The 25,526-nt window shown below is 61.2% G+C and carries 26 protein-coding genes, 1 tRNA gene and 1 pseudogene; 6 read left to right on the plus strand and 22 right to left on the minus strand.

Annotated features, from left to right (window positions below; all coding sequences use genetic code 11):
- Positions 1-134: 134 nt before the first annotated feature.
- Both nadA and EGJ09_RS23680 read right to left on the minus strand, forming a co-directional pair.
- On the minus strand, positions 135-1,193 hold the full coding sequence (gene nadA, locus EGJ09_RS23675; protein ID WP_119687636.1) for a quinolinate synthase NadA: 1,059 nt from the start codon (positions 1,191-1,193) through the stop codon (positions 135-137).
- A gap of 298 nt (positions 1,194-1,491) precedes the next feature.
- Positions 1,492-3,000 carry a YdgA family protein gene (locus tag EGJ09_RS23680; protein ID WP_125924929.1) on the minus strand — a complete coding sequence of 503 codons (1,509 nt, stop codon included), beginning with the start codon at positions 2,998-3,000 and terminating at the stop codon, positions 1,492-1,494.
- A 548-nt stretch (positions 3,001-3,548) separates the two neighbouring features.
- Between EGJ09_RS23680 and EGJ09_RS23685 the strand changes: the two genes are divergently transcribed.
- From EGJ09_RS23685 to EGJ09_RS23695, 4 genes and pseudogenes are all read left to right on the plus strand, one after another.
- The gene (locus EGJ09_RS23685; RefSeq protein ID WP_125924930.1) at positions 3,549-4,901 is read left to right on the plus strand and encodes an APC family permease; all 1,353 of its coding nucleotides are present in this window, start codon (positions 3,549-3,551) and stop codon (positions 4,899-4,901) included.
- 285 nt (positions 4,902-5,186) lie between these two features.
- Positions 5,187-6,176: pseudogene (locus EGJ09_RS27105) on the plus strand (HAMP domain-containing protein); the annotation flags it as partial.
- A gap of 102 nt (positions 6,177-6,278) precedes the next feature.
- Complete coding sequence (locus EGJ09_RS27110; protein ID WP_371928101.1) at positions 6,279-7,034, plus strand: methyl-accepting chemotaxis protein; 756 nt, start codon at positions 6,279-6,281, stop codon at positions 7,032-7,034.
- Between the two features lie 74 nt (positions 7,035-7,108).
- Positions 7,109-8,068: a cation diffusion facilitator family transporter gene (locus tag EGJ09_RS23695; protein WP_125924932.1), complete on the plus strand. Its 960-nt coding sequence runs from the start codon at positions 7,109-7,111 to the stop codon at positions 8,066-8,068.
- A 61-nt stretch (positions 8,069-8,129) separates the two neighbouring features.
- Here EGJ09_RS23695 and EGJ09_RS23700 read toward each other — a convergent pair.
- The 18 genes from EGJ09_RS23700 to EGJ09_RS23785 all read right to left on the minus strand — a co-directional run bounded on the left by EGJ09_RS23700 (position 8,130) and on the right by EGJ09_RS23785 (position 21,781).
- Positions 8,130-8,205, minus strand: a tRNA-Lys gene (locus EGJ09_RS23700).
- Between the two features lie 61 nt (positions 8,206-8,266).
- Positions 8,267-8,941, minus strand: coding sequence for a 7-cyano-7-deazaguanine synthase QueC (queC, locus tag EGJ09_RS23705; RefSeq protein WP_115274063.1), 675 nt, complete (start codon positions 8,939-8,941; stop codon positions 8,267-8,269).
- 16 nt (positions 8,942-8,957) lie between these two features.
- Positions 8,958-9,605 carry a 7-carboxy-7-deazaguanine synthase QueE gene (gene queE, locus EGJ09_RS23710; protein WP_046788079.1) on the minus strand — a complete coding sequence of 216 codons (648 nt, stop codon included), beginning with the start codon at positions 9,603-9,605 and terminating at the stop codon, positions 8,958-8,960.
- A gap of 159 nt (positions 9,606-9,764) precedes the next feature.
- Positions 9,765-10,580 (minus strand): tol-pal system protein YbgF, encoded by an 816-nt coding sequence (gene ybgF / locus EGJ09_RS23715; protein ID WP_046787979.1) that lies wholly within the window; start codon positions 10,578-10,580, stop codon positions 9,765-9,767.
- 6 nt (positions 10,581-10,586) lie between these two features.
- Positions 10,587-11,084 carry a peptidoglycan-associated lipoprotein Pal gene (gene pal / locus EGJ09_RS23720; RefSeq protein ID WP_115274062.1) on the minus strand — a complete coding sequence of 166 codons (498 nt, stop codon included), beginning with the start codon at positions 11,082-11,084 and terminating at the stop codon, positions 10,587-10,589.
- A gap of 54 nt (positions 11,085-11,138) precedes the next feature.
- Positions 11,139-12,410 (minus strand): Tol-Pal system beta propeller repeat protein TolB, encoded by a 1,272-nt coding sequence (gene tolB, locus EGJ09_RS23725; protein ID WP_046787978.1) that lies wholly within the window; start codon positions 12,408-12,410, stop codon positions 11,139-11,141.
- A gap of 26 nt (positions 12,411-12,436) precedes the next feature.
- A complete protein-coding gene (gene tolA, locus EGJ09_RS23730; RefSeq protein ID WP_012315815.1) occupies positions 12,437-13,513 on the minus strand; it encodes a cell envelope integrity protein TolA in 1,077 nt (358 codons plus the stop codon).
- Complete coding sequence (tolR, locus tag EGJ09_RS23735; protein ID WP_039603824.1) at positions 13,513-13,965, minus strand: protein TolR; 453 nt, start codon at positions 13,963-13,965, stop codon at positions 13,513-13,515. Before tolR ends, tolA begins: the two co-directional genes overlap by 1 nt.
- Before the next feature lie 14 nt (positions 13,966-13,979).
- On the minus strand, positions 13,980-14,675 hold the full coding sequence (gene tolQ, locus EGJ09_RS23740; RefSeq protein ID WP_010952367.1) for a protein TolQ: 696 nt from the start codon (positions 14,673-14,675) through the stop codon (positions 13,980-13,982).
- 2 nt (positions 14,676-14,677) lie between these two features.
- Positions 14,678-15,130, minus strand: coding sequence for a tol-pal system-associated acyl-CoA thioesterase (ybgC, locus tag EGJ09_RS23745; RefSeq protein ID WP_012315817.1), 453 nt, complete (start codon positions 15,128-15,130; stop codon positions 14,678-14,680).
- A 125-nt stretch (positions 15,131-15,255) separates the two neighbouring features.
- The gene (gene ruvB / locus EGJ09_RS23750; RefSeq protein WP_012315818.1) at positions 15,256-16,302 is read right to left on the minus strand and encodes a Holliday junction branch migration DNA helicase RuvB; all 1,047 of its coding nucleotides are present in this window, start codon (positions 16,300-16,302) and stop codon (positions 15,256-15,258) included.
- On the minus strand, positions 16,299-16,916 hold the full coding sequence (gene ruvA, locus EGJ09_RS23755) for a Holliday junction branch migration protein RuvA (RefSeq protein ID WP_125924933.1): 618 nt from the start codon (positions 16,914-16,916) through the stop codon (positions 16,299-16,301). Before ruvA ends, ruvB begins: the two co-directional genes overlap by 4 nt.
- Positions 16,917-17,025: 109 nt before the next feature.
- Positions 17,026-17,550, minus strand: coding sequence for a crossover junction endodeoxyribonuclease RuvC (gene ruvC / locus EGJ09_RS23760; RefSeq protein WP_012315820.1), 525 nt, complete (start codon positions 17,548-17,550; stop codon positions 17,026-17,028).
- Positions 17,551-17,746: 196 nt separating this feature from the next.
- On the minus strand, positions 17,747-18,493 hold the full coding sequence (locus EGJ09_RS23765; protein ID WP_012315821.1) for a YebC/PmpR family DNA-binding transcriptional regulator: 747 nt from the start codon (positions 18,491-18,493) through the stop codon (positions 17,747-17,749).
- 111 nt (positions 18,494-18,604) lie between these two features.
- On the minus strand, positions 18,605-20,380 hold the full coding sequence (gene aspS, locus EGJ09_RS23770; RefSeq protein ID WP_012315822.1) for an aspartate--tRNA ligase: 1,776 nt from the start codon (positions 20,378-20,380) through the stop codon (positions 18,605-18,607).
- Between the two features lie 95 nt (positions 20,381-20,475).
- On the minus strand, positions 20,476-20,697 hold the full coding sequence (locus tag EGJ09_RS23775; RefSeq protein ID WP_046787975.1) for an FmdB family zinc ribbon protein: 222 nt from the start codon (positions 20,695-20,697) through the stop codon (positions 20,476-20,478).
- Between the two features lie 93 nt (positions 20,698-20,790).
- Positions 20,791-21,120, minus strand: a complete 330-nt coding sequence (locus EGJ09_RS23780; RefSeq protein WP_046787974.1) for a ribbon-helix-helix domain-containing protein — start codon at positions 21,118-21,120, stop codon at positions 20,791-20,793.
- A gap of 187 nt (positions 21,121-21,307) precedes the next feature.
- Positions 21,308-21,781 (minus strand): Dps family protein, encoded by a 474-nt coding sequence (locus tag EGJ09_RS23785; RefSeq protein WP_012315825.1) that lies wholly within the window; start codon positions 21,779-21,781, stop codon positions 21,308-21,310.
- Between the two features lie 282 nt (positions 21,782-22,063).
- Between EGJ09_RS23785 and EGJ09_RS26955 the strand changes: the two genes are divergently transcribed.
- Positions 22,064-22,657, plus strand: a complete 594-nt coding sequence (locus EGJ09_RS26955; RefSeq protein WP_012315826.1) for a cold-shock protein — start codon at positions 22,064-22,066, stop codon at positions 22,655-22,657.
- 39 nt (positions 22,658-22,696) lie between these two features.
- Here EGJ09_RS26955 and EGJ09_RS23795 read toward each other — a convergent pair whose 3' ends face one another.
- Complete coding sequence (locus EGJ09_RS23795) at positions 22,697-22,903, minus strand: SlyX family protein (protein ID WP_039602955.1); 207 nt, start codon at positions 22,901-22,903, stop codon at positions 22,697-22,699.
- A 1-nt stretch (position 22,904) separates the two neighbouring features.
- Positions 22,905-23,324, minus strand: a complete 420-nt coding sequence (locus EGJ09_RS23800) for an HIT domain-containing protein (protein ID WP_046787973.1) — start codon at positions 23,322-23,324, stop codon at positions 22,905-22,907.
- A gap of 759 nt (positions 23,325-24,083) precedes the next feature.
- Between EGJ09_RS23800 and EGJ09_RS23805 the strand changes: the two genes are divergently transcribed.
- Positions 24,084-25,367: an OprD family porin gene (locus tag EGJ09_RS23805; protein ID WP_125924934.1), complete on the plus strand. Its 1,284-nt coding sequence runs from the start codon at positions 24,084-24,086 to the stop codon at positions 25,365-25,367.
- The last annotated feature ends 159 nt before the right edge of the window (positions 25,368-25,526 follow it).

Genomic DNA, 25,526 nt, shown 5'->3' on the forward strand with positions numbered 1-25,526 from the left:
ATTTGCCCTGATGAAGAAGAAGGAGGAATACGTAAGCAGAACGGCCTAAAGACCGTTGTTTACAACCATAGAATCTCTCACAGGTTCTGCAGCGCTGCAGATATTGTGGGAGCCGGCTCGCCGGCGATTGGCCCTCAGGCGTTACCCGACAGCTTGAGCCGAGCAGCCTGGGTGAAGTCCAGCATGCGGTTCAAAGGCTTGATCGCCTTCGGCACCAGCGCCGGGTCAACGAAAATCTCGTTGCTGCCTTTGCGCAAGCAATCCAGCACCCGCTCCAAGGTGTTCATGGCCATCCACGGGCAGTGCGCGCAGCTGCGGCAGGCCGCGCCGTTACCGGCGGTGGGGGCTTCGACGAATTCCTTGTCCGGGCACAGCTGCTGCATCTTGTAGAAGATGCCGCGGTCTGTGGCGACGATGAAGGTTTTGTTGGGCAGTGTCTGCGCGGCCTTGATCAGTTGGCTGGTGGAACCCACCGCATCGGCCAGGTCGATCACTGCCTCTGGCGACTCCGGGTGCACCAGGATCGCCGCATCCGGATACAGCGCCTTCATGTCCGCCAGCTGGCGCGATTTGAACTCTTCGTGGACGATGCAGGCACCGTCCCACAGCAGCATGTCGGCACCGGTCTGCTTCTGGATGTAACGGCCCAGGTGCTGGTCCGGGCCCCAGATGATGGTCTCGCCGTTGTCCATCAGGCTTTCGACGATCTCCAGCGCGCAGCTCGAGGTCACGACCCAGTCGGCACGCGCTTTAACGGCGGCAGAGGTATTGGCATACACCACCACGGTACGCTCGGGGTGCTGGTCGCAGAAGGCCGAGAACTCTTCGACCGGGCAACCGAGGTCGAGCGAGCAGGTAGCCTCCAGGGTCGGCATCAGCACGCGCTTTTCCGGGGTGAGGATCTTCGCGGTCTCGCCCATGAAGCGCACACCGGCGACGATCACCGTCTGGGCAGGGTGGTTCTTGCCGAAACGGGCCATTTCCAGCGAGTCGGACACGCAACCGCCGGTCTCTTCGGCAAGCGCCTGGATAACCGGGTCACAGTAGTAATGGGCAACCAGCACGGCATTCTGCGCCTGGAGCTCGGCAGCAATGGCCGCACGGTATTCGGCCTCCTGCTCGGCTGTCAGCGGGTTGGGCTGCTTGGCGTCGAGGTGGGCCTGAACCAACAGGCGTTCGGATATCTGGGTCATGATCGCTGGACCTGCAGGCGCGCATGCGCGTCAAATCGAGTGTATCACCCGGCCCTGACAGATCGGCTAAGGGCGCCGGACGGCAGGCAAGCCGCCACGGCCCTCTGCGGGCGCGGATTATTATCGGACGCCGAAGGCTACAGACAATCAAGGGATTTCTAAAGCGGTTTTTGTGTGGCCAGTACTGGCCTCATCGCCGGCAAGACAGTTGCCCCCACAGGTGCGCACAGGCCATGAGGCTGTAGCCATCCTGCAGGAGCCGGCTTGCCGGCGATGAGGCCGGTACAGGCTCAATCAATCAGCCCTGCGGCTGCATCGCCGCAAAGTGCGCCGCGAGGATCATGGCGAACTCTTCAACGGTCATCTTCTTGCCATTGAAGTCGACCATGCCATCGACGTAGTGCAGGCTAGCCACCACGTCATTGCCCTGCACGGTGGCCATGCCACTCTGCAGCGCCATCATCCCGACCATCTCACCCGCCTGACTGGATTGCATGGCAATCGCCTGGGCATCGGTCTGCCCTTCCAGCAACGCCTGCAAGGTCGCCAGGTCACCCATCATCGGTTTGGACAGCGACAGCTTGCTCTTCACCTGAGTGATCAACTGCTTGCTCAACTGGTCAGGCGGCAGGTCGAAGGAGGTGGGGCTGGCGAAGTCCATCGACAGGTTGAACCGGCTCTCGCCATTGGCCGTCTTGAACGAAAGGTTCTCCACCGCCACCTGCGGCTTGGATGCCAACAGTTGCTTCAGGTCGCCCTGAAACTTGGCCTTCTCCTGTTCACCCATCTGGATTTGCGGCATCGGCTGGCCTGCAGCGGCGGCCTGCTCGAACTCCGGCAGATGGGCCTGGTACCACTGCGACAGCGACTGCAAGGCCGGGGCGTTGAGCGACTTGATGCTGACCGCCATCTGCCCGCTGCCGACTGCGCGGCCATCCCAGCTGATGTCCGCGACCTTGTAATCCACGCGGCCACCGACGGTATCGGGGCCATCGAGTGTTTGCAGGACGTGCTGCTCCAGGCCTTTGAGCAACAGTACCTGTTGCTTGGGCCCCAGTGTCGCCTTGGCTTCGGCCAGCAGCACATCGACGTTACCGACATAGATCGCGTCATGCTGGGTAGCGGCCAGGTTACCGCCGATTTTCAGGCCCTTGAGCTCGAACGTGGCCGGCGGGTGATCATCCCCGACCAGCTTCATTTCGAAGCGATCGGCAGCACCATGGAATTTCGACGCCTTGCCTTCACTGTCGCCACTGATCTGCAGCTGCATACCCGAAAAATCGAGGGTAGTGCCGTTGTCTTCGGCCAGCTTAACCGGCGCCAGGAAGATGCTGCCATCGACACTGCCGTCAAAGCCCAGGCTGGTTTGCGAGCTGACCGGGACCTTGTCGCCGGCGGCGGCGAACCAGGGCGCGGTGAAGTCGTCCTTGTCTAGCGCACTGTTGCTGGCTGCCAGCACCGGCATCAGCTTGAAGGCCTTGACCCGCGACCAAGGGAACGGGCCGTGCTCGACCTGATCGGTTACACCCACATCGAAACTGATCGGCTCACCGTCAGACAGGCGAATGTCACGGACCTTGAGGCGATAGCGTGCGGTACTGGTGAAGAAGTGCTGCTCCAGCGAGGCCACTTCGATGGTCATGCTGCCGCCAACCCCGACAAGGGCCTTCTTCAACTGGGCATTGCCCTGATTGACGGCTTGCTCCAGCTGCGCAGGCAACTGCTTGCCGGTGTACCAGGCGCCAGCGGTGGTTACGACGGCAATGGCGATGGCCAGGCCGGAAAGGATGCCTACTGATTTCTTCATGAATAGAACCGATTGATGTCCATATTGGCGTGTTCGCAGCCATGAGCTGCGGGGGGAGCAGAATAGTATCACTCCCACCCCTTGGACGACGGTCGACACGCGGACGAAATGGGCAATCGAGACCTACCTGACGCTAGCGTGGGAAACTTCCCACTCGTTAAATTTTACGAACATCCGCATCGATCAAAACCGCAAAAAAGCGCGCAAAAACCGAACATTTCGGCTAATAAATCGATAAATATTTCAATTTAGTAACATCTTGTCATGTTTAACTTGACAGCCACCTACCCATCGTTTTTTATTTTCACCGCCTTGCCCAGCGCCACCCACGAAGAAGAACAGACGCGCCGTCATGATGCCTCACCGCCCCTGCCCGCACGCCCCACCTTCCTAGCCCAGGCTCTGCCAGCTCGCCCCCGGCGCATCGCCTGCGCCTACCTCTGCTCCAACAATAAAGGTGAACAACATGGAGCCCACCCGCTCGCCATTGCCGCATGCGCAATACAACCCGCCAGCCGTTCACGCCCAGCCGCAGGAGCCACGCCAGCATGCAGCCTGACCACAGCGCCACCGGCAACGGCCAACTCCGCAAAACCCTGCGCCTCTGGCACGTGATCATCATCGGCCTGGCCTACCTGACGCCGATGACCGTGTTCGACACTTTCGGCATCGTCTCGGGGATTACCGCAGGGCATGTGCCCAGCGCCTACATCCTGGCGCTGACCGGCATCCTGTTCACTGCCGTGAGCTACGGCACCCTGGTGCGCCGCTTCCCTCAATCGGGTTCGGCCTACACCTACACACAACGCGCCATCAACCCGCATGTGGGCTTTTTGGTCGGCTGGTCGTCGCTGCTCGATTACCTGCTGCTGCCGATGGTCAATGCCTTGTTGGCCAAGCTCTACCTGTCGGCCATGTTCCCCGAGGTGCCGGAGTGGATCTGGGTAGCAGGCTTCGTCAGCCTGATCAGCCTGATCAACATGCGCAGCGTCAACCTGGTGGCACACTTCAATCTGCTGTTCGTGGCCGTGCAGGTGGCGATCATCGCTGTGTTCATCTACCTGTGCGTGCGTGGCCTGGACCAGGGTGAAGGCCTGGGTACCGCGTGGAGCCTGCTGCCGTTCGCCGACAGCCAGACCCAGTTCAGCGCCCTGGCGGCCGGTGCGACCATCTTGTGCTTCTCGTTCCTGGGCTTCGACGCCGTGACGTGCCTGTCCGAGGAAACCCGCGACCCGGCCAAGACCATCCCACGGGCGATCTTCCTGACCGCACTGATCGGCGGCCTGGTGTTCATTACCGTGTCGTACTTCATCCAGGCCTACTTCCCGACCATGGCACGCTTCCATGACCAGGAAGCGGCCCTGCCGGAAATTGCCCTGTACGTGGGTGGCAAGCTGTTCCAGTCGATCTTCATCGCCTGCACGGTGATCAACACCATCGCTTCGGGCCTGGCCTCGCAGACCAGCGTCTCGCGCCTGTTGTACGTGATGGGGCGTGACAAGGTGATCCCGGCCGGCATCTTTGCTCGCCTGCACCCGCGCTATAAAACACCGGTGCTGAACATCGCAGTGGTCGGGCTGATTTCGCTGTCGGCGATCTTCTTCGATCTGGTTACCGCCACCTCGATCATCAACTTCGGAGCGCTGGTGGCGTTCAGCTTCGTCAACCTGTCGGTGATCAACCACTGCTATGTGCGTGAAGGCAATCGCCAAGGGCTGGCGAACAAGCTCATGTACCTGGTACTGCCGACCATCGGTTTCTGCATCATCGTGTCGCTGTGGCTAGACCTTAACGAACACTCGCTGATGTTCGGCGGGGTATGGGCGCTACTTGGCCTGGTATACCTGGCCTGGCTGACCAAGGCCTTCACTGCCGCACCCCCGAACTACGTTGCCGAATGACACTTGCCCTCTACACCGCCCGCGCCTGAACGCGGGCGTTGTCCTTGCACGAAAAGGAAAGCTCTCATGCCGCTGCGTCGCCTTTCTATCCAGTGGAAGATCACCTTGCTCGCCGGCCTGTGCCTGCTGGCCATCGTCGCGCTACTGGTGGCCACCTCGCTGACCCAGGCACAGCGCAGTGCAGCCTTGGTCAGCCAGGCCAACAGTGAAATGCTCGACCACAGCGCGCGCCTGCGCCTGCAGGCCCTCGCCGAAACCCAGACCCTGCGTATTCAGCGCTACTTCATGGACGCCTACCAGTACGCGAACGGTTTTACACGCCTGGTTCAGGTACTCAAAGCCCACGGTGGCAGCGACCTGCGCGCCGAACTGACCCGCCAGGCACGCGCCAGCCTGGCGGGCAACCCGGACCTGATCGGGCTTTATGTGGTGTTCGAGCCCAACGCCCTGGACCACCAGGACAGCCAGTTCGTCGCCCAGGAGGCGGTCGGCAGCAACGACAGCGGGCGCTTTTCGCTGTACTGGTCGCAGCCCAGCCCGGGCAACCTTGAGCGGGAGGCCATGCCTGAAGCGATGCTGGCCGACAGCACGGTTGGCGCCAACGGGGCGGCACAGAACCGCTGGTTGACCTGCCCTCAGGAAACGGCCAAGGCCTGTGTGGTCGAGCCCTACCTCGACGAGGTCAATGGCCGCCAGGTACTGATGACGAGCATCGCCCTGCCCCTGCTGGAGGGCGGCAAGGTAGTAGGCGTAGTGGGCCTGGATATCGGCCTGGACAACCTGCAGCAGTTGAGCCTGGACGGCCGCCAGGAGCTGTTCGATGGCCAGGGCCAGGTGAGCATCGTCAGCACTACCGGCTTGCTGGCCGGGCACAGCCGCGACGCCAGCAAGCTGGGCACTCTCCTGGACAACGACGTGGCGCAGGGCCTGTTGCGCGTCGGCCGCCCGTTCGCCCCGATCCCCGGCGCCGCTCCCTGGCAGGTACTGCTGGAGCTGCCCGAAGCTGTGCTTCAAGCACCCGCCGTCGCTCTCAATCAGAGGCTGAGCGAACACAACCAAAGTGCCAATCTGACCAGCCTGCTGATCGGCCTGGGTGCCGCGATCGTCGGCCTGCTGCTGGTTTGGCTGACCGCACGTGGCGTGACCCGGCCGATTCTGGCCGTAGCCGCACGCCTCGAGGATATCGCCAGCGGTGAGGGCGACCTGACCCGGCGCCTGGACTACGCGCGCCAGGACGAGCTGGGCCAGTTGAGCGGCTGGTTCAACCGCTTCCTCGACAAGCTGCAACCGGTGATTGCCCAGGTCAAAGGCTCGCTGCTCGAAGCCCGCGGTACCGCCGACCAATCCGCTGCCATCGCCAGCCAGACCAGCAGCGGCATGCAGCAGCAACAGCGCGAGATCGAGCAGGTGGCCACCGCCGCCAACGAGATGAGCGCAACTGCCCAGGATGTCGCCCACAACGCGGCGCAAGCCGCCCAGGCAGCACGTGGCGCCGACCAGGCGAGCCGCGAAGGCCTGCAACTGATCGCCAGCACCCGCCAGGCGATTGACAACCTGGCAGTCGGGATGGATGCCGCCATGGACGAGGCCCGCGCACTCGAGCAGCGCAGCGAGCAGATCGGCTCGGTACTGGAGGTGATCCGCGCCATTGCCGAGCAGACCAACCTCTTGGCCCTCAACGCCGCCATCGAAGCGGCCCGCGCTGGCGAGGCCGGGCGGGGTTTTGCCGTGGTGGCCGACGAGGTACGCAGCCTGGCGCAGCGCACCCAGGTGTCGGTGGAAGAAATCCGCCAGGTCATCGAAGGGCTGCAGCAAGGCACCCAGGATGTGGTCGGCGCCATGCATGATGGCCAGAAACAGGCGCAGGCCAGCGCCTTGCAGATGGAACAGGCACTGCCTACGCTGCAGCGGATCGGTGAAGCGGTGGCGGTGATCAGCGACATGAACCTGCAGATCGCTTCGGCGGCTGAAGAACAGAGCGCGGTGGCCGAGGAAGTGAACCGTAACGTGGCCGGTATCCGCGATGTGACTGAATCGCTATCGGGCCAGGCTGATGAGTCGGCGCGCATCAGCCAAGCGCTGAACCGCCTGGCCAATCAGCAGCAGGCTTTGATGGAGCAGTTTCGCGTTTAGCCTGTACGGGCCCAATTACCGGCTACCGGCGATTGGGCCCGTACAGGCACCCACCTTTTGAAAGAGTTTTACCCATGGAAACACCCAACAAATCCCCCTTCTTCGACCTTGCCAGCGAACAGGGCCTGCTACGCACTTCGATCGCCGTCACCCTGTTCATCGCCACCATCGGCATTGCCTTCGGCCTGGCGTCCGGCTCGTTCTCGATCATTTTCGACGGTGTCTACTCGCTGGCCGACGCCGGCATGAGCGGCCTGTCGCTGGTGGTGGTCAAGCTGATCACTACGCACACCACCAGCCGGCACGTGTCACGCAAGCTGCGCGAGCGCTTCACCATGGGCTTCTGGCACCTGGAGCCGATGGTGCTGGCGCTCAATGGCATCCTGCTCAGCGGTGTGGCGCTCTACGCCCTGATCAACGCCGTCAGCAGCCTGCTCGAAGGCGGACGCCACCTGGAGTTCGGCATCGCCATGGTTTATGCGGCGCTGACCGTGATCGCCTGCGCGACCATCGCTGCAGTCGAAGCGCGGGCCAACCGCGAGCTGAACTCGGATTTCGTGCGCATGGACGTCAAGGGTTGGGTGATGTCGGCCAGCATCACCGCAGCGTTGCTCATCGCCTTCTGCTTTGGCTTTGCCGTGCAGGGCACGCAGTGGGAGTGGGTATCGCCGTACATCGACCCGGCGGTGCTGGCGCTGGTGTGCCTGGTCATCATCCCCTTGCCGCTGTCGGTGGTGCGCCAGGCCATGGCGGATATCTTTTTGGTGACACCTGGCGACCTGATGCTGCACGTGGATGAGGTGGCCGGTGCGTTCGTGGCACGCCACGGACTGGAATCCTATCGGGCTTACGTGGCCAAGGTCGGCCGCTCTCGGGAAATCGAGCTGTATTTCATCGTGCCCAAGCACCTTCCAGCCAAAAGCATTGAAGAGTGGGATGCGCTGCGCTGTGAAGTCGGTGATGCGATTGGCGGTGAGGGACCAGATCGCTGGTTGACGGTAGTGTTTACCGCAGACCCTGAGTGGGCTGAATAGGAGGGGCAAAAACGACAAAGCCCGCCACCGTTTCCGGTAGTGGGCTTTGACTTACAGCGTATGGTGGGTCGTGTAGGATTCGAACCTACGACCAATTGGTTAAAAGCCAACTGCTCTACCAACTGAGCTAACGACCCGTTGGATGGCGCGTATAATACTGATTTCTAACAGGAAATCAACACCCCATTAAAACTTTTTTCAAGAATAACGGGTTGGGTCGTCTACTCCGGCAGCCTTGAAGCCGTCGGCGCGCAGGCGGCAGCTGTCGCACTTGCCACAGGCGCGGCCCTCATCGTCGGCCTGGTAGCAGGAGACCGTCAGGCTGTAGTCCACGCCACGGGCCATACCGGCCTGTACGATCTGCGCCTTGCTCATGTTCTGCAGTGGCGCCTGGATCCGGAAGCCCTGCCCCTCGACACCGGCCTTGGTCGCGAGGTTGGCCATGCGTTCGAACGCTTCGACGAACTCAGGGCGGCAATCGGGGTAGCCCGAGTAGTCCACGGCATTGACGCCGATGAAGATGTCGCGCGCCTGCAGCACTTCTGCCCAGCCCAGAGCCAACGACAGGAATACGGTATTGCGTGCCGGCACATAGGTCACCGGAATACCCTCGCCCGGGGTTTCCGGCACATCGATGCTGCTGTCGGTCAGTGCCGAACCACCGATGCCATCAAGGTTCAAGCCGATGACCTTGTGCTCCACGACGCCCAGGTCACGAGCGACCCGCGCAGCAGCGTTCAATTCAGCACGATGGCGCTGGCCATAGTCGAAGCTCATGGTGTAGCAACTGTAGCCTTCGGCCTTGGCCATGGCGACGACAGTGGCCGAGTCGAGGCCGCCGGACAGCAGGATTACTGCGCGTTTCTCAGTCATGTACTTTTGCTCCTAATCAACGTCCGGGCTCGTCGTTCCACAGCAGCTTGTGCAGCTGCAGCTGGAAACGCACAGGCAAGTTGTCGGCAACGATCCAGTCGGCCAGGTCACTGGCCTTCACCTGGTGATGGCTTGGCGAAAACAGCACTTCACCGGCGCGCTCGGCAAGGTTGTACTGAATCAGCTTGGAAACCGCCCAGTCATAGTCCTCGCGTGAACAGATGACGAACTTGACCTGATCATTGCCGGTCAAGTGCTCAATGTTCTCGTAGAGGTTGCGGTGGGACTCTTCAGAGCCCGGGGTCTTGAGGTCGACCACGCGGCTGACGCGAATATCGGTAGCCGAGATATCCAGGGCACCACTGGTCTCGAGCGAAACCTCATAGCCGGCATCGCACAGGCGCTGCAACAGTGGCAAGGCATTCGGCTGAGCCAGTGGCTCGCCGCCAGTCACGCACACATAGCGTGGCTTGAAGCCGGCCACCTGTTCCATGATCGAATCCAGGCTACGCACAGTACCGCCACTGAAGGCGTAGGCACTGTCGCAGTATTGGCAGCGCAGGGGGCAACCGGTGAGGCGCACGAATACCGTGGGCAGCCCAGCCGTGCGTGTTTCACCCTGCAAAGAGTAAAAGACTTCGGTGATACGTAATGTGTCTTGCATGATCGCCACGGGCGTGACAGCTAAACAGGCTGTCCGCCTCCGTCAGGCACTGTCGCGGACTCGACATGGCGTTATCCGCAGCAGCGTGTTTAAGAAAAAGGGCAATGATTCTAACGAAAAAACCCGCGCCTGGCGCGGGTTTCTTTTGAACGGTGCTACTTAGAGCTTCTGCAGGTCACGCTGCGCCAGCTGAGCGGCGGATGTGCCGGGGTACTGGGTGATGACTTGCTGCAGGATGCCCTTGACCTTGTCGGTATGGCCCATGCGGCGCTCGACGTCGGCCAGCTTGTACAGGGAGTCCGGTACCTTGCTGTGCTTGGGGTACTTCTGGCTGACCTGGGCAAAAGCCTGGCTGGCACTTTGCAGGTCACCCTTGGCCAGGTTCACCTCACCCAGCCAGTACTGGGCGTTGCCTGCGTACTGGCTGTTCGGGTACTTGCGCAGGAAGGCGCCGAACGCCTGGCTGGCCTTGTCGAAGTCCTTCTGCTTGATCAGGTCGAAAGCCGCATCGTAATAGAGCTTCTCTTTCGCAGGATCAGCCGGCTCGCTGTTGGCGGCCGGTTGCTGTGCAGCAGCGCCAGCGGCGCCTGCTGCTGCACCGGCGGCGGCATCGGGTGCACCACCGGTGGAGGAATTATCGGGGGTCGCGGCAGGCGCGCCACCACTGTTGATGCGGCGATCCAGATCCTGGTAACGCTCCAGGCTTTCCTGCTTCATGCGGGCGACATCGTTTTGCAGCTCTTCGATGATGCCTTGCTGGCGGGATATCTGGTCCTGCATCTGTTGCAGCTGCATGAACAGCTGGCCCTGTGCTGAGGCAGGGGTCGAAGCCCCTGCCCCGGCATAGGCGCCGCTCGTGCCATAACCCGAAGGTGGGTAAGCACCTGCGTTGTCATCTACTACAGGAACCGCAGCCCACGCCGAAAGCGGAAGGCTGAGTGCGAGGACGGTTACAGCACGACGGCACATACGCATAAGAACTTACTTACGCAGTTCTACGCGGCGGTTCTGAGCCCAGGACTGCTCGTCGTTGCCGGTGGCAACTGGACGCTCTTCGCCGTAGGAGACCAGTTCCAGCTGAGCAGGGGAAACACCCTGCAGAACCAGGTAGCGCTGAACGGCTTTGGCACGACGCTCGCCCAGAGCCATGTTGTACTCGCGAGTACCGCGCTCGTCGGTGTTGCCTTCCAGAACAACACGGCTGCCGTTGGACTTCAGGTCCTTGGCGTGAACGTCCAGAGCGCGCATGGCTTCTGGCTTCAGGTCCGAGCTGTCGTATTCGAAGTAGAAGGTGGTGATTGCGCGCAGGGCGGCTTCTTCGCTCAGGGAACCGTCAACAGCGCCAGTGTTGGCACCGTAGCCAGCGTTAGGGTCAACAGCGCCTTCGCCAGCGTTGTCACCGCCCTTCGAGGAGCAACCTACAGCTACAGCCATGGCCAGAGCCAGCGCAGCAAATTTACCAAACTTCAGCATTTCCATCGTGAAACTCCTAATGAAACCCCAGTGTGTTAAGCAAAACGTATTACGCCGCAATCAGTTCAGGTAAGGGGACCAGGACGGTTCTCTGACTTCGCCTTGAGCGGTAGGAAGTGGGAGCCTCACGCGGCCATTAAGCGACACGAGCATCAAGACTCCCCGGCCCTGCTGGCGGGTGGCGTAGATTAGCATGGTGCCGTTTGGCGCAACAGTGGGAGACTCATCAAGACTTGTTTCCGAGAGAATCTTTACACTTCCTCTTTGCAAGTCCTGTGCCGCCACTTTGAAGTTGGTGAAACCCTGCTGACGATGGATCATTACCAGCGTCTTTTCGTCGGCCGAAAGTTTCGGGTTGGCGTTGTAGTTACCTACGAACGTCACACGCTCGGCGCTACCACCACTGACCGACTGTTTGTAGATCTGCGGCTTGCCGCCACGGTCGGAGGTGAAGTACAGGGTGTTGCCATCCTTGCCCCAGAACGGCTCGGTATTGATACCCGGGCCGGCAGTGACACGGCTGATCTGGCGCGAAGCCACATTCATCACGTAGATGTCCGGGTTACCGTCCTTGGACAGCACGAATGCCAGGCGCGAACCATCCGGCGACCAGGCCGGAGCACCATTGAGGCCTTCGAAGTTGGTGACCTGTTCGCGGCGGCCGGTGTCGATGTGCTGGATGAAAATGCGCGGCCGCTTCTGCTCGAACGAGACATAGGCGATACGCTTGCCGTCCGGCGCGAAACGCGGCGACAGGATAGGCTCACGCGACTGCAGCAAGGTCACTGCACGCGCACCGTCGTAGTCCGAACGCTGCAGGGTGTAGCGGGTATTGTTGGTCGAGAAGCGCTCGGCGGTCACGTACAGCATGCGGGTGGAAAACGCACCCTTGATGCCGGTGAGCTTCTCGAACGACTGGTCGGCGATGTAGTGCGACATGTCGCGCAGCTGGTCGACGCTGCCGGCAACGCTGCCGGTCAGCACTTGCTGCTCGGTGGCGACGTTGAACAGTGCGTACTGCACCTGCAGGCGAGCGCCCGACGGCACGATGCTGCCGACCATCACGTACTGGGCGCCCAGGGCTTTCCAGTCACGGAAGATCACTTCGCTGGCCTGGGTAGGCTGGCTGATCATGTTCTGCCGTGGGATGGGCGCGTAGTAGCCAGAGTTGCGCAGGTCATTGCCGATGATATCGGCCATGTCTTCCGGCAGCACACTGCCACCCTGCAGACCGAACGGCACTACCGCGATGGGCGTTGCCCGATCGCTGCCGCTGGTGACCAGGATGTTCTTTTCCTCTGCCATGGCCATGCCTGCCACGCAGCACAGCATGACCAGCAGTCCTCGAAGGAGTTTAATCACAACGCTAGATCCTCAGGTGTAAATGTCATCTTGAACGAACGGTACGGATTGAACTCGTTCGGCTTCAAGCCCTGCATTTCGGTCAGACGACCGATGTTCTTCACTGCTGCCACCGCAGAACTGTCGAACGGACCGTCGCCACTGGAGCGCGACACGCTGACACTGGTGATGGTGCCATCGGGCAGCATGTTGATCTGCAGGACTACCGTCATGCCCTTGCGCGCAGAAGGTGGACGCGCCCAGCCTTCGGCCGCGCGCATGCGGATCAGGTCGTCGAAGTCGCCGGCCACCTGGTCACCCTGCTCGTCGGCCAGCGCCTGCTGCCGCTCGGTGGTATCGGACAACAGCTCGGCCAGGGCCTGGGCTTTCTTGTCTTCTGCCGCCTTGCGGGCCGCCTCCTGTGCCTTTTTCTTCTGGGCATCTGCAGCGGCCTTTTTCTTGGCCTCTTCAGCTGCCTTCTTCTTCGCGTCCTCGGCCGCCGCTTTCTTCTTGGCGTCCTCGGCCGCTTTCTTCTTGGCCTCCTCGGCTGCCTTCTTCTTGGCATCCTCGGCGGCTTGTTTCTTGGCCTCTTCGGCCGCCTGCTTCTTGGCCTCTTCCTCAGCCTTTTTCTTGGCAATGTCGGCCTGCTGCTTTTCAGCGGCTTTCTTCGCCTCGTCGGCCTTCTTGGCTTCAGCGGCTTTCTTGGCCTCGGCGGCCTTGGCAGCGTCTTCTGCCTTCTTCGCCTCGGCGGCTTCGCGAGCCTCCTCGGCCTTTTGAGCGGCATCGGCTTTCTTTTGTTCCGCAGCCTTTACGGCCTCCTGCTCGACCTTCTTCTGTTCCAGCTGCTCGACTTCGGTCTGACGCGACGCGGTTTTTTTCGCTTCCCCGGCAATCTTCTGATTGGTCTGGGTGGTCGCCTGACTCTTGGACTTGAGCTGATACAGCGTAGCCTGAACGATCGGCTTGGAAGGCGGCAATTCTGGCGTCATGGCAAAACTGACGAACAGCAATGCGAACACAAGCACATGCAGGCCGATGGCCCAGACACTGGGCCAGAAGTAGCTTTCCGAGGCGGATGGCTCTCGCTGTTGCATCAGGGCGCCTCGGTAATCAGGCCAACGTTACCGACACCGGCCTTCTGCAACCCGCCCATGGCACCCATGACCGCGCCGTAGTCGACAGCCTTGTCGCCACGAATGAAGACCTGGGTCTGCTTGCCCTGGTCGCGACCGGCGGCAATGATCTTGGTCACTGCACCGGTCATTTCGGGCAAGGTCATGGCCTTGTCCATCTGCTTGTCGGTGTCGACTTCGCTGCCCAGGTTCCAGTAATAGGTCTTGTCGGCCTTGATGGAGATGGTGAGGATCTGGACATTGTTGTCCTGCGGCAAGGCTTCGCTGGAAACCTTGGGCAGGTCGACCTTCACGCCCTGATTGAGCATGGGAGCGGTCACCATGAAGATGACCAGCAGCACCAGCATCACGTCGATGTAGGGCACCACGTTCATCTCGGCGACCGGCTTGCGTTTGTGGCGAACTCGGGCCATGGGTTTGTACCTGATTACTCTTCGCTGGTGTGCACTTTGCGGTGCAGGATCGCCTGGAACTCGTCGGCGAAGGTGTAGTAACGACCGATCAGCACTTCGCTGCGCGCGGCGAAACGGTTGTAGGCGATAACCGCCGGGATTGCCGCGAACAGGCCGATGGCGGTGGCGATCAGCGCTTCGGCGATACCCGGGGCCACGGTGGCCAGGGTCGCCTGCTGGGCGCTGGCCAGGCCGCGGAAGGAGTTCATGATGCCCCACACGGTACCGAACAGGCCGATGTACGGGCTGGTCGAACCGACGGTGGCGAGGAACGGCAGGCTCTGCTCGAGTTTTTCTTCCTCACGCGAGATGGCTACGCGCATGGCCCGGCCAACGCCTTCCATGACCGCGTCGGGGTCCACACCCGGCTGCTGGCGCAGACGCGAGAACTCCTTGAAACCGGCCCGGAAGACCTGCTCCACGCCCGAATCCGGGTCCGGGTTGCTGCCTGCCTGACGGTACAGCTTGGACAGGTCGATACCCGACCAGAAGCGTTCCTCGAAGGCATCCAGCGCACGACGACCGGCGCGCAGCATGGTGCTGCGCTGGAAGATCATGATCCATGAGGTGACCGAGGCGGCCACCAGGGTCAGCATTACCAGCTGTACCACCACGCTGGCATTGCTGACCAGACTCCACATGGAGGTATGGTCGACGACGTTAGCTTCCACGCTTATTCTCCTGCATTCGATTGAGTACCCGAGCCGTCCGCCACAAAGGCGTCGCGCAGCTTGGGGGGTATGGCTCGGGGTTTGAAAGTGTCGGCGCGTACGGCGGCCACCAGGAACTGCCCTTCGCAGAGCAGCGTTTCATCCTTTTCCCGCCAGACCTGCTGCACGAAGCGCAGGCTGGCGCGATTGAGTTCAAGTACTTGCGCGGTCACCCGAAGTTCGTCGTCCAGGCGCGCCGGCGCGTGATAACGCGCTTCGCTCGAGTGGACCACGAACAACAGGTTCTCCCCGGCCAGTTGCTGCTGGGAAAACCCCAGGTGCCGCAGGCGCTCGGTCCGCGCGCGCTCCATGAATTTCAGGTAGTTGACGTAATACACCACGCCACCGGCATCGGTATCTTCGTAATAGACGCGACAACGGTGTGCGAAAGGTTCCAGGCCATTTTGCGCGCGCATACTCTAGTGCTTACTCCTCAGCTTGCCAATCCGCTGCGGCAACTGTTTTTTCTTCATTAATGTCGTATTGCCAGCGCACCTGAGGCATGCCAGCGGTAGGACCACGAAAAGCGGGTTTCGATCTGTCATTCATCGCCTGCTTCGGAAAAATCTGCCCCCTCACCCAGGCGCCCGGGAACATTCAGGCCAAAGTGCAGGTAGGCGTGCCGAGTGACCACACGACCACGGGGCGTACGCATGATATAGCCCTGCTGAATCAGGTAGGGTTCGAGCACATCCTCGATGGTATGACGCTCCTCGCTGATCGCTGCCGCCAGGTTATCCACCCCCACCGGGCCACCATCGAACTTCTCGATCATGGTCAGCAGCAGGCGGCGGTCGGAATGGTCGAAACCACGCTCATCGACGTCCAGCAGGTTGAGCGCCAAATCAGCCACTGCCTTGGTGATCTGCCCTTTGCCGCGCACCTCGGCGTAGTCACGCACGCGGCGCAGCAAGCGGTTGGCGATACGCGGCGTGCCGCGGGCACGGCGGGCGATTTCGTAAGCCCCCTGGTCCTCGATGACCAGCCCCAGAATGTTGGCCGACCGGCTGACGATGGTCGCCAGGTCCTTGTCGCTGTAGAACTCAAGGCGCTGGACGATACCGAAGCGGTCGCGCAGCGGGTTGGTGAGCATACCGGCGCGGGTTGTGGCCCCCACCAGGGTGAAGGGCGGCAGGTCGAGCTTGATCGAGCGGGCAGCCGGGCCTTCGCCGATCATGATGTCGAGCTGGAAGTCCTCCATGGCCGGGTACAGCACCTCCTCGACAACCGGTGACAACCGGTGAATCTCGTCGATGAACAGCACGTCATGCGGTTCGAGGTTGGTCAACATGGCTGCCAGGTCGCCCGGGCGCTCGAGAATCGGCCCCGAGGTACTCTTGACCGATACGCCCATTTCCTGGGCGATGATATTGGCCAGGGTGGTTTTGCCCAACCCTGGCGGGCCGAAGATCAGGGTGTGGTCGAGCGACTCATTACGCCCCCGCGCAGCCTGGATGAACAGCGCCATCTGCTCGCGCACCACCGGCTGGCCGATGTATTCGTCCAGGCGCAGCGGGCGGATGGCACGGTCCTGGACTTCTTCGCGGTCGCGGCCACTGGCGGCAATCAGGCGGTCGGCTTCGATCACTTGGTAATCATCCCTTTGAGGCTGCGACGGATCAGCTCCTCACTGCCAAGGCCCGCCTTGTCCTTGACCGCGGACACTGCCTTGCTGGCTTCCTGCGGCTTGTAGCCCAGGGAAACCAGGGCACTGACGGCATCGGCCTCGGCGGTGGAGGCGCTGCTGACCGGTACCGGACCATCCGATACAAGCGTGAACATGGCGGGCGAGGTTTCCCAGGCCTTGAAGCGGTCCTTGAGCTCGACCAGCAGGCGCTCGGCAGTCTTCTTGCCGACGCCAGGCACACGCACCAGCGCCGATGTGTCCTGCGCCTGTACGCAACGCACCAATTCGTCGGCCTCAAGACTCGACATCAAGGCCAGCGCCAGCTTCGGGCCCACGCCATTGAGGCGGATAAGCTCGCGGAACAGCTCGCGCTCGCGCTTCTCATGGAAGCCATACAGCAGGTGGGCATCTTCGCGAACCACCAGATGGGTATGCACGGTTACCGTTTCGCCAACTTTCGGCAGGCGGTACAGGGTGGTCATGGGCACTTCAAGCTCATAGCCCACGCCGTTGACGTCGATAATCAGGTGCGGCGGTTGCTTTTCCGCCAGGGTGCCGCGCAAACGTCCAATCACGTTTCGATCCTTCCTCTCGGGGAGCCGATCAAAGACCGCTCAACCCTATCAGCAAATACGTCGGGTGAACGTGCCACCCGGACAAAATGTGTATCAGCTCATGAAGCAGCTACAGACGCAAGCGCCCACCGCGCCGCCGCGCCGTGGCCAGGCCGTGCGGCACCAGGCTGGAACGGGTATGGGCATGGCACAAGGCGATCGCCAGGGCATCAGAGGCATCGATCTGTGGCTTCTGGGTCAGCTTGAGCAGGTGCATGACCATCAGCATCACCTGCTCCTTGTTAGCCCCACCGGTGCCGGCCACGGCCTGCTTGACCTGAGTCGCACTGTATTCGGCGATTTCCAGGCCGGCCTCGGCGGCGGCGACGATGGCCGCGCCGCGAGCCTGGCCGAGCTTGAGCGCCGAGTCGGGGTTGCGCGCCATGAACACGCGCTCGATGCCCATGGTCACAGGGCCATGCTGGGCAATGATTTCACTGACACCGCGAAAAACGATCTGCAAGCGCTCGTGCAGCTCGCCGCTGCCGGTACGGATACAACCCGACGCCACGTACTCGCAACCACGGGCAGTCTGGCGCACAACGCCATAACCGGTGATGCGCGAGCCGGGGTCGATACCAAGAATCAGAGTCATAACGCCTGTCGTGTAGGGGGGATGCTTGAAAGCCTGAGCTCAATTCAAGGCTATTGGGGCCGCTGCGCAACCCATCGCCGGCAAGCCGGCTCCCACAGGTAAGCGCACCCGCCGAGAGTTGCGCTGTGCCTGCGGGAGCCGGCTTGCCGGCGATGGGCCGCGCAGCGGCCCCAATTACAACCTTGCTGGCGACACCTTAGCCGAGTTTTTCCATGATCTCGTCGGAAATCTGCGCATTGGAATAGACGTTCTGCACGTCATCCAGGTCTTCGAGCATGTCGATCAGCTTGAGCACTTTCTCCGCCCCCTCCTGATCCAGCTCGGCACTGGTGGTCGGCTGCATGACGATTTCCGCATCCGCAGCCTTGAAGCCGGCCTCCTCCAGGGCATTACGCACGGCATAGAAGCTGTTGAACGAGGTGAACACCTCGAACGAACCGTCTTCGTTGGCCACGACATCGTCGGCGTCGGCTTCCATGGCGGCTTCCATCAGGGCATCTTCGTCCACACCCGGGGCGAAGCTGATCTGCCCCTTGCGCTCGAACAGGTAGGCCACCGAGCCATCGGTACCGAGGTTGCCGCCACACTTGGTGAAGGCATGCCGCACGGCGGCTGCGGTACGGTTGCGGTTGTCGGTCATGGCCTCGACCATGATCGCCACGCCGCCCGGGCCGTAGCCCTCGTAACTCAGCTCTTCAACGTTATCGCTTTCGTTGGTGCCGGCACCACGGGCCACGGCGCGATCGATGATATCGCGGCTCATGTTGGCACCCAGGGCCTTGTCCAGCGCCAGGCGCAAGCGCGGATTGGAGGCCGGATCGCCACCACCCTGCTTGGCAGCGACGGTCAGCTCACGGATCCACTTGGTGAAGATCTTGCCTCTCTTGGCATCCTGGCGCTCTTTGCGGTGCTTGATGTTCGCCCACTTGGAATGACCAGCCATAACGACTCCAAACTCTTGAAACACAAACAATTGCGCCCCGAGAGGGGCGCAACGACAAATTCCTGCGCCGAAACGCAAAGGCGCATCCATCTGGATGCGCCCGGGGCCCGCTTACTCGACCTTGGTCTGTTCGCGCAGGCGGATATGCAGCTCGCGCAGGGCCTTGGCATCGACCAAGCCCGGAGCCTGAGTCATGACGCACGCGGCGCTCTGGGTTTTCGGGAAGGCAATCACTTCACGGATCGACTGGGCGCCGGTCATCAGCATGACCAGGCGGTCCAGGCCGAAGGCCAGGCCACCGTGAGGCGGTGCGCCGAACTTCAGGGCGTCGAGCAGGAAGCCGAACTTCTCTTCCTGTTCTGCCGCTTCGATACCCAGCAGGCGGAACACCGCCTGTTGCATCTCTTTGCGGTGGATACGGATCGAACCGCCACCCAGCTCGGTGCCGTTCAGAACCATGTCGTAGGCACGCGACAGCGCGGTGGCCGGGTTGGCCTCGAGCTCTTCGGGGGTGCACTTGGGCGCGGTGAACGGGTGGTGCAGGGCAGTGAAGCTGCCGTCTTCGTTCTCTTCGAACATCGGGAAGTCGACGACCCACATCGGCGCCCACTCGCAGGTCAGCAGCTCGAAGTCGTGGCCCAGACGGATACGCAGCGCGCCCAGGGCCTCGCTGACGACTTTGAACTTGTCAGCGCCGAAGAACACGATGTCGCCGTCTACCGCACCTACGCGATCGAGAATCACGTTGAGGTTGGCTTCAGGGATGTTCTTGACGATCGGCGACTGCAGGCCTTCAACGCCCTTGGCGCGCTCGTTGACCTTGATGTACGCCAGGCCGCGGGCGCCATAGATGCCGACGAACTTGGTGTACTCGTCGATCTTGCTGCGCGGCATGCTGGCGCCACCTGGCAGGCGCAGCGCGGTAACGCGGCACTTCGGATCGTTGGCCGGGCCTGCGAAGACCTTGAAGTCGACATCTTTGAGCTGGTCGGCAACGTCTACCAGTTCCAGCGGGTTACGCAGGTCTGGCTTGTCGGAACCGTAGCGGCGCATGGCTTCTTCGAAGGTCATGTGCGGGAATTCGCCGAATTCCAGGTCCAGGACTTCCTTGAACAGCTTGCGGATCATGCTTTCGGTCAGGCCCATGATCTCGGACTCATCGAGGAAACTGGTCTCGATGTCGATCTGGGTGAACTCCGGCTGACGGTCAGCACGCAGGTCTTCGTCACGGAAGCATTTGGCGATCTGGTAGTAGCGGTCGAAGCCGGCGACCATCAGCAGCTGCTTGAACAGCTGAGGCGACTGCGGCAGGGCGAAGAAGCTACCGGCGTGGGTACGGCTGGGCACCAGGTAGTCGCGCGCGCCTTCTGGCGTGGCACGGGTGAGGATCGGCGTTTCGACGTCGAGGAAGCCGTTCTCGTCCAGGAAGCGACGGATGCTGCTGGTGATGCGCGAACGCAGGCGCAGCTTGTCGGCCATTTCCGGGCGACGCAGGTCGATGAAGCGGTAGCGCAGGCGGGTTTCCTCGCCGACGTCAGAGTACTCGTTCAGCGGGAACGGCGGGGTTTCCGCTTCGTTGAGCACGTTCAGCTGGTAACCGAGAATTTCGATGGCACCGGAAGCCATGTTGGCGTTCACCGCACCGTCAGGGCGCTTGCGCACCTTGCCGGTGATCTGCACCACGTACTCGCTGCGCACGCGGTCGGCCGCTGCGAAGGTTTCGGCGCGATCGGGATCGAAGACGACCTGGGCCATGCCCTCGCGGTCACGGATGTCGAGGAAGATCACCCCGCCGTGGTCGCGGCGACGATGGACCCAGCCGCAAAGGGTGACTTCCTGGCCGTCCAGGCTCTCGTTCAGTTGGCCGCAATAATGGCTGCGCATCATGATGGTGGTTTCGCTTCTCGTGATTCGTGTATTCGATGGAGGCCTTGGCCGCCCCAGGGGGCTAATACTGCAAGACCCGGCTACTGCAATTCAACTCAGTCGGCCTTGTCGCCGCCTGCCAGATTCTTTTTCGCCCCGGTCTTGAAGTCGGTTTCGTACCAGCCGCTACCGCTCAGGCGAAAGCCAGGGACCGACAACAGCTTCTTCAATGCCGGCGCCTGGCAGGCCGGACAGTCGGTCAGCGGCGCTGCGCTGATCTTCTGCAACGCTTCCATCCGGTGATCGCAGGATGCACATTGATAGTCATAAAGGGGCATGGGTGTCTCTCGTCAACCATTACGCAGGCTGCCCGGGGCAGCAAAAAGCGGGATTATATATGGTTAACAGGCACTGCGCAGCCCGCCTGGCGATCAGCGCACACTGGGCGGCTCCTGCAGCCAGGCAACACAGATCACCCGGATCAGGCCGCTGAAGTTGCGCACCCCACCCTGGCGCAGGTGCACCTCGCGATCCACATAGGAAAGCACGGCACTGACGGAGCACTCATTGGCCTCGGCGATGCGCTCGAGGATGCGCCAATAGACCGCTTCCAGGCGCAAACAGGTGGAAAAACCGTTGAGCCGGACCGAGCGCGATACCGGCTGAATCTGCATCATGTCGAAATCCGCCTTGAACGGATCAATGCACTGCTTGCCCAGGCAGCGCCCTTTGCCTACTACACGCTTGCTCGCTTGCATCATGCGCCCACATCCTCGCCACAGGTATTTTTCCCTGCACCGCAAGACAGGCGGGCGCAGGAACCAGAGGCTCAATGAAGCGCGTACGACTGGACGCAAAGCAGCGGCAAAGCCTTCCCGCACAAACGGAAAAGCCCGGTGAGCGTCACTCGACCGGGCTTGGCAGGCCGCTATTTATACAAGCGACCGATCATTTACCGTCAAGCAGCACTCGCAGCATCCAGGCAGTCTTCTCGTGCACCTGCATACGCTGGGTCAGCAGGTCTGCAGTCGGCTCGTCACTGACCTTGTCCACTACCGGAAAAATACTGCGGGCGGTACGCACGACCGCCTCCTGCCCCTGGACAAGCTGATGGATCATCTCGTCCGCTGCGGGCACCCCTTCCTCTTCCTTGATGGAAGAATGCCGCGCATAAAAAGCATAGGAACCCGGCGCGGGGAAGCCCAGGGCGCGAATCCGCTCGGCGATGGAATCGACCGCCAGCGCCAGTTCGTTGTATTGCTCTTCGAACATCAGGTGCAGGGTACGGAACGAAGGACCGGTGACGTTCCAGTGAAAGTTGTGGGTTTTCAGATACAGCACATAGGTATCCGACAACAGGCGGGACAGCCCTTCGACGATGGACTTGCGATCTTCTTCACTGATACCGATATCGATTGCCATGAAGTTCCCCTTTTTCATATGGCTTGATGATGATCAAGCGGGCCCCACACACTGTATCAATACTTGGCGCCACGCGCCCATGACGCAGGGCAACTCATCGCCGACAGCCACCTGCGGTTTGAGAAGGCCCCGCGTTTGCTGTTAAATAGGCACCGTGCCACCCGTGCGTGCTGTCATTGCCGGGTGCATAGGCTGGCCCAACATGTGTTCGCGCCCTACACCTCATGCGCACCGTGTCGCCAGCTCTTCCTGTGATCGGCCTTATCAATTGCGAGCCAACCCATGTTCAAGATCGTCCATCTGTTGACGGGCGCTGCAGCTTTGCTGCTATCGCTCATACCCAGCCTGAAATACGACGCAACACCCTTCCTGCAGCAACCGGAGGCGGTCTACCTGGCCCTGCTCGGCCTGCTCAACCTGCTGCTGGCACCTGTCGTGCCGCTGTACTACCGCGGCGCCCGCCAGCAATTGCAGCACCTGGCCTGCGCCTTGCTGGTGGTGGCCGTGGTCCTGCAAACCCTGACCTTGCTGGCCCGCCCCGAAATGGGCAACCTGGCGGCATTGGTCTGCGCAGGCCTCGCCGTCATTCTGCACCTGGCCGCAGGCTTGGCCCGCAGCCCCAGAAAAAACCGGCCAAGCCAGGGCGCGCCGCTGGAGACCGGCATGCGCGATACCGGCACTGTGAAGTGGTTCAACACCTCTAAAGGCTTTGGATTCATTTCCCGCGATTCGGGTGACGATATCTTCGTCCACTTTCGCGCCATTCGCGGCGAAGGCCATCGCATCCTGGTCGAAGGCCAGCGCGTGGAGTTTTCGGTAATGCACCGCGACAAGGGCCTGCAGGCCGAAGATGTGGTCGCGGTAACCCGCCGCTGACCCTTTGCAGCCCTGGGGCAAGCCCAGGGCTGTCACCAATCAGTAATGAGGTGGCGGCGCTTCCTCACCCTCACTGCCATACTGGCCGACCATTTCCTCGTAACGCTTGATCAACTCGGCCATCTGCAACTGCAGACGCTGAATCACCCGCCCCTGCTCGACCACCACGTCGTTCAACTCTTGAATGGTATCGTCCTGAAACGCCTGACGGGTTTCCAGTTCGACAATGCGCGATTCCGGCGACATGTCAGGCCTCCTCATATGCATCATTGAGCAGGGCGCGCAGGCGCTGGCGAATGGCATCGACCTGCCCCGGCCCGTATTCGACAGGGGGCACCTTGCCCCAGACCGGCGCCGGCCAGGCGGCATCCCCATGGCGACGGACAATCACGTGCATGTGCAACTGGCCGACCACATTCCCCAGCGTGGCAACGTTCATCTTATCCGCCGCGAACTCGCCCTTGAGCGCTTCGGCCAGGCAGGTTGTTTCTTTCCACAGCTGCGCCTGATCGTCCTGGCTCAGGTCGAACAGTTCGCTCACGCCGGCACGCTTGGGCACCAAGATGAACCAAGGGTAATTGGCATCCTTGCTAAGCAGCAGACGGCACAGCGGAAAATCCCCAAGAATCAAAGAGTCCTGCTGCAAACGCGAATCCATCTCAAACACTGAAAACCTCCACCAACGAAAGGGCCCCGGCGTGCGGGTCAATGCCGCAAGGATACCCTGCTTCGTCTGCGCAAGCATGCTGCACGCCCTCTGTCTGCACCCTTATAGCTCAGTAATTGATCCAGGCTGCACAGGCGCGGTAACACATCGCTACTTTTCGCACCAAAATGAGGCCGCAAACGAGTACACCACTACGCTTCGACACACATAAATGACTCAACTTGAACAGTGGGCGGTAACACCTTGACTTGCAAGGCAGCTTTTTAGTTTGCAACCGGACTGCGGCCCGGCACACCGCCAGACGGGGGCCGCCCCGCATTTACGGGCACTTTCGAGCTGCGCCAGCGGAATTTGTGAAAATTTCATGAACCGTTGTTAATTTTGAGCACGCTTGTTGCATTCTCCCCACACCAAGTCGGCACGACATCTGCATAAAGCGATGGACGCAACAAATAACAACAGCCGCTTTGGATCCACCAGGGAGTTTCCCCAACCGGAATCGATAGTTACAGAATCGTTACGGTGACAGGAACAGCGCTGGCGTTGTACGAACCGATTAATCGGGGCGTGATTTGCGACATGGAACTACCTGAAAGCGACATGGCCGTAAACTTCTCGAAACGTTGTATATGCCCATATCGCCAACAACAGTCTGCGTGCTATACATTTCCGCCGACATAACAAGAAAGAGCTGCCCCATATAACTAAAAGACTTGGGCGCAGCGGTACTCTTCCTAAAAACCAAAGGAGCAAATCACGATGCGCGTGATGAAGTGGAGCATGATCGCCCTGGCCGTTTCGGCAGGGACCTCGCAGCTGGCCTTTGCCTCTGCACAGGACGAATCCAAGGGTTTCATCGAAGACAGCCAGCTGAACGTCAAGACTCGCATGCTGTACTTCAGCCGTGACGCTCGCAACAATGATCGGGATCCTATTACCGGCGATCGCCAGAGCCGCACGGAAGAAACCGGCCTCGGCTTCCTCGGCACCTTTGAATCGGGCTTCACCCAAGGCGCTGTAGGCTTCGGCGTCGATGCCATCGGCATGCTCGGCCTGAAACTGGACAGCGGCAAAGGCCGTGCCGGTACCGGCCTGTTCCCGGAAGGCTCCGACGGCCGCTCGCAAGACGACTACTCCGAAGCCGGCGGCGCTGTGAAAATGCGCTTCTCCAACACTGTGCTGAAGTACGGTAACCAGTTCACCGCCCTGCCGGTATTCGCTACCGACGACAGCCGACTGCTGCCGGAAGTTGCCGAAGGCACCTTGATCACCAGCGACGAGATCGAAGGCCTGACCCTGCACGCCGGCCACTTCACCGGCATGAACGCCCAGGCCCAGACCTACCGCGACAGCCTGCGCCTGACTGAAGCCAACATCGTCGGTGGTACCTATGCCCTGACCGACAGCCTCAGCACCAGCCTGTACTACTCCAAGGTCGAAGACTACTGGCGCAAGTACTACGGCAATGTCAACTGGGCACTGCCGATTTCGGACAAGCAAGGCCTGGTGTTCGACTTCAACATCTATGACACCAAGAGCGAAGGCAGCGCCCTGTACAAAGCGTACGACGGCGACAAGCTCGACAACACCGCTTTCAGCCTGTCGGCTGCGTGGAATATCGGCGCTCATACCTTCACCATCGTGCATCAGCGCGTTCACGGTGATGGTGACTACGGTTATGGCGTCGACGGCGGCGGCACGGTCTTCCTGGGTAACTCCGTTGCACGTTCCGACTTCAACGCCGAAGACGAGAAGTCCTGGCAAGCCCGCTACGACCTGAACTTCGCTGAGTTCGGCGTACCCGGCCTGACCTTCATGACCCGTTACGTGCGCGGTACCGACGCCAATGTCGAAGGCACCACCAACGGCAAGGAATGGGAACGCGACATCGACATCAAGTACGTGATGCAGGAAGGCCCCGCCAAGGACCTCAGCTTCCGCGTCCGTCAGGCCACCTACCGCTCCTCCGACGGCGTCTACTACGGCTCCTCGTCGCTGGACGAACTGCGCCTGATCGTCGAGTACCCGCTGAGCATCCTGTAAGCCACGCTTATAGTGCCCCGCACCTGAAAAAGCCCGGCACGCTTGCCGGGCTTTTTCTTGGCTGACATTTGCCACGCCCTGGGGCATCCTGTACGCCTTCGTTTCGCCCCCGTACAATGCGGGGTCATTTCAATGTCTTAGGCAATCGACACGGCTAAC

It is taken from the genome of Pseudomonas sp. p106 (assembly GCF_003936645.1).
GTDB lineage: Bacteria > Pseudomonadota > Gammaproteobacteria > Pseudomonadales > Pseudomonadaceae > Aquipseudomonas > Aquipseudomonas putida_E.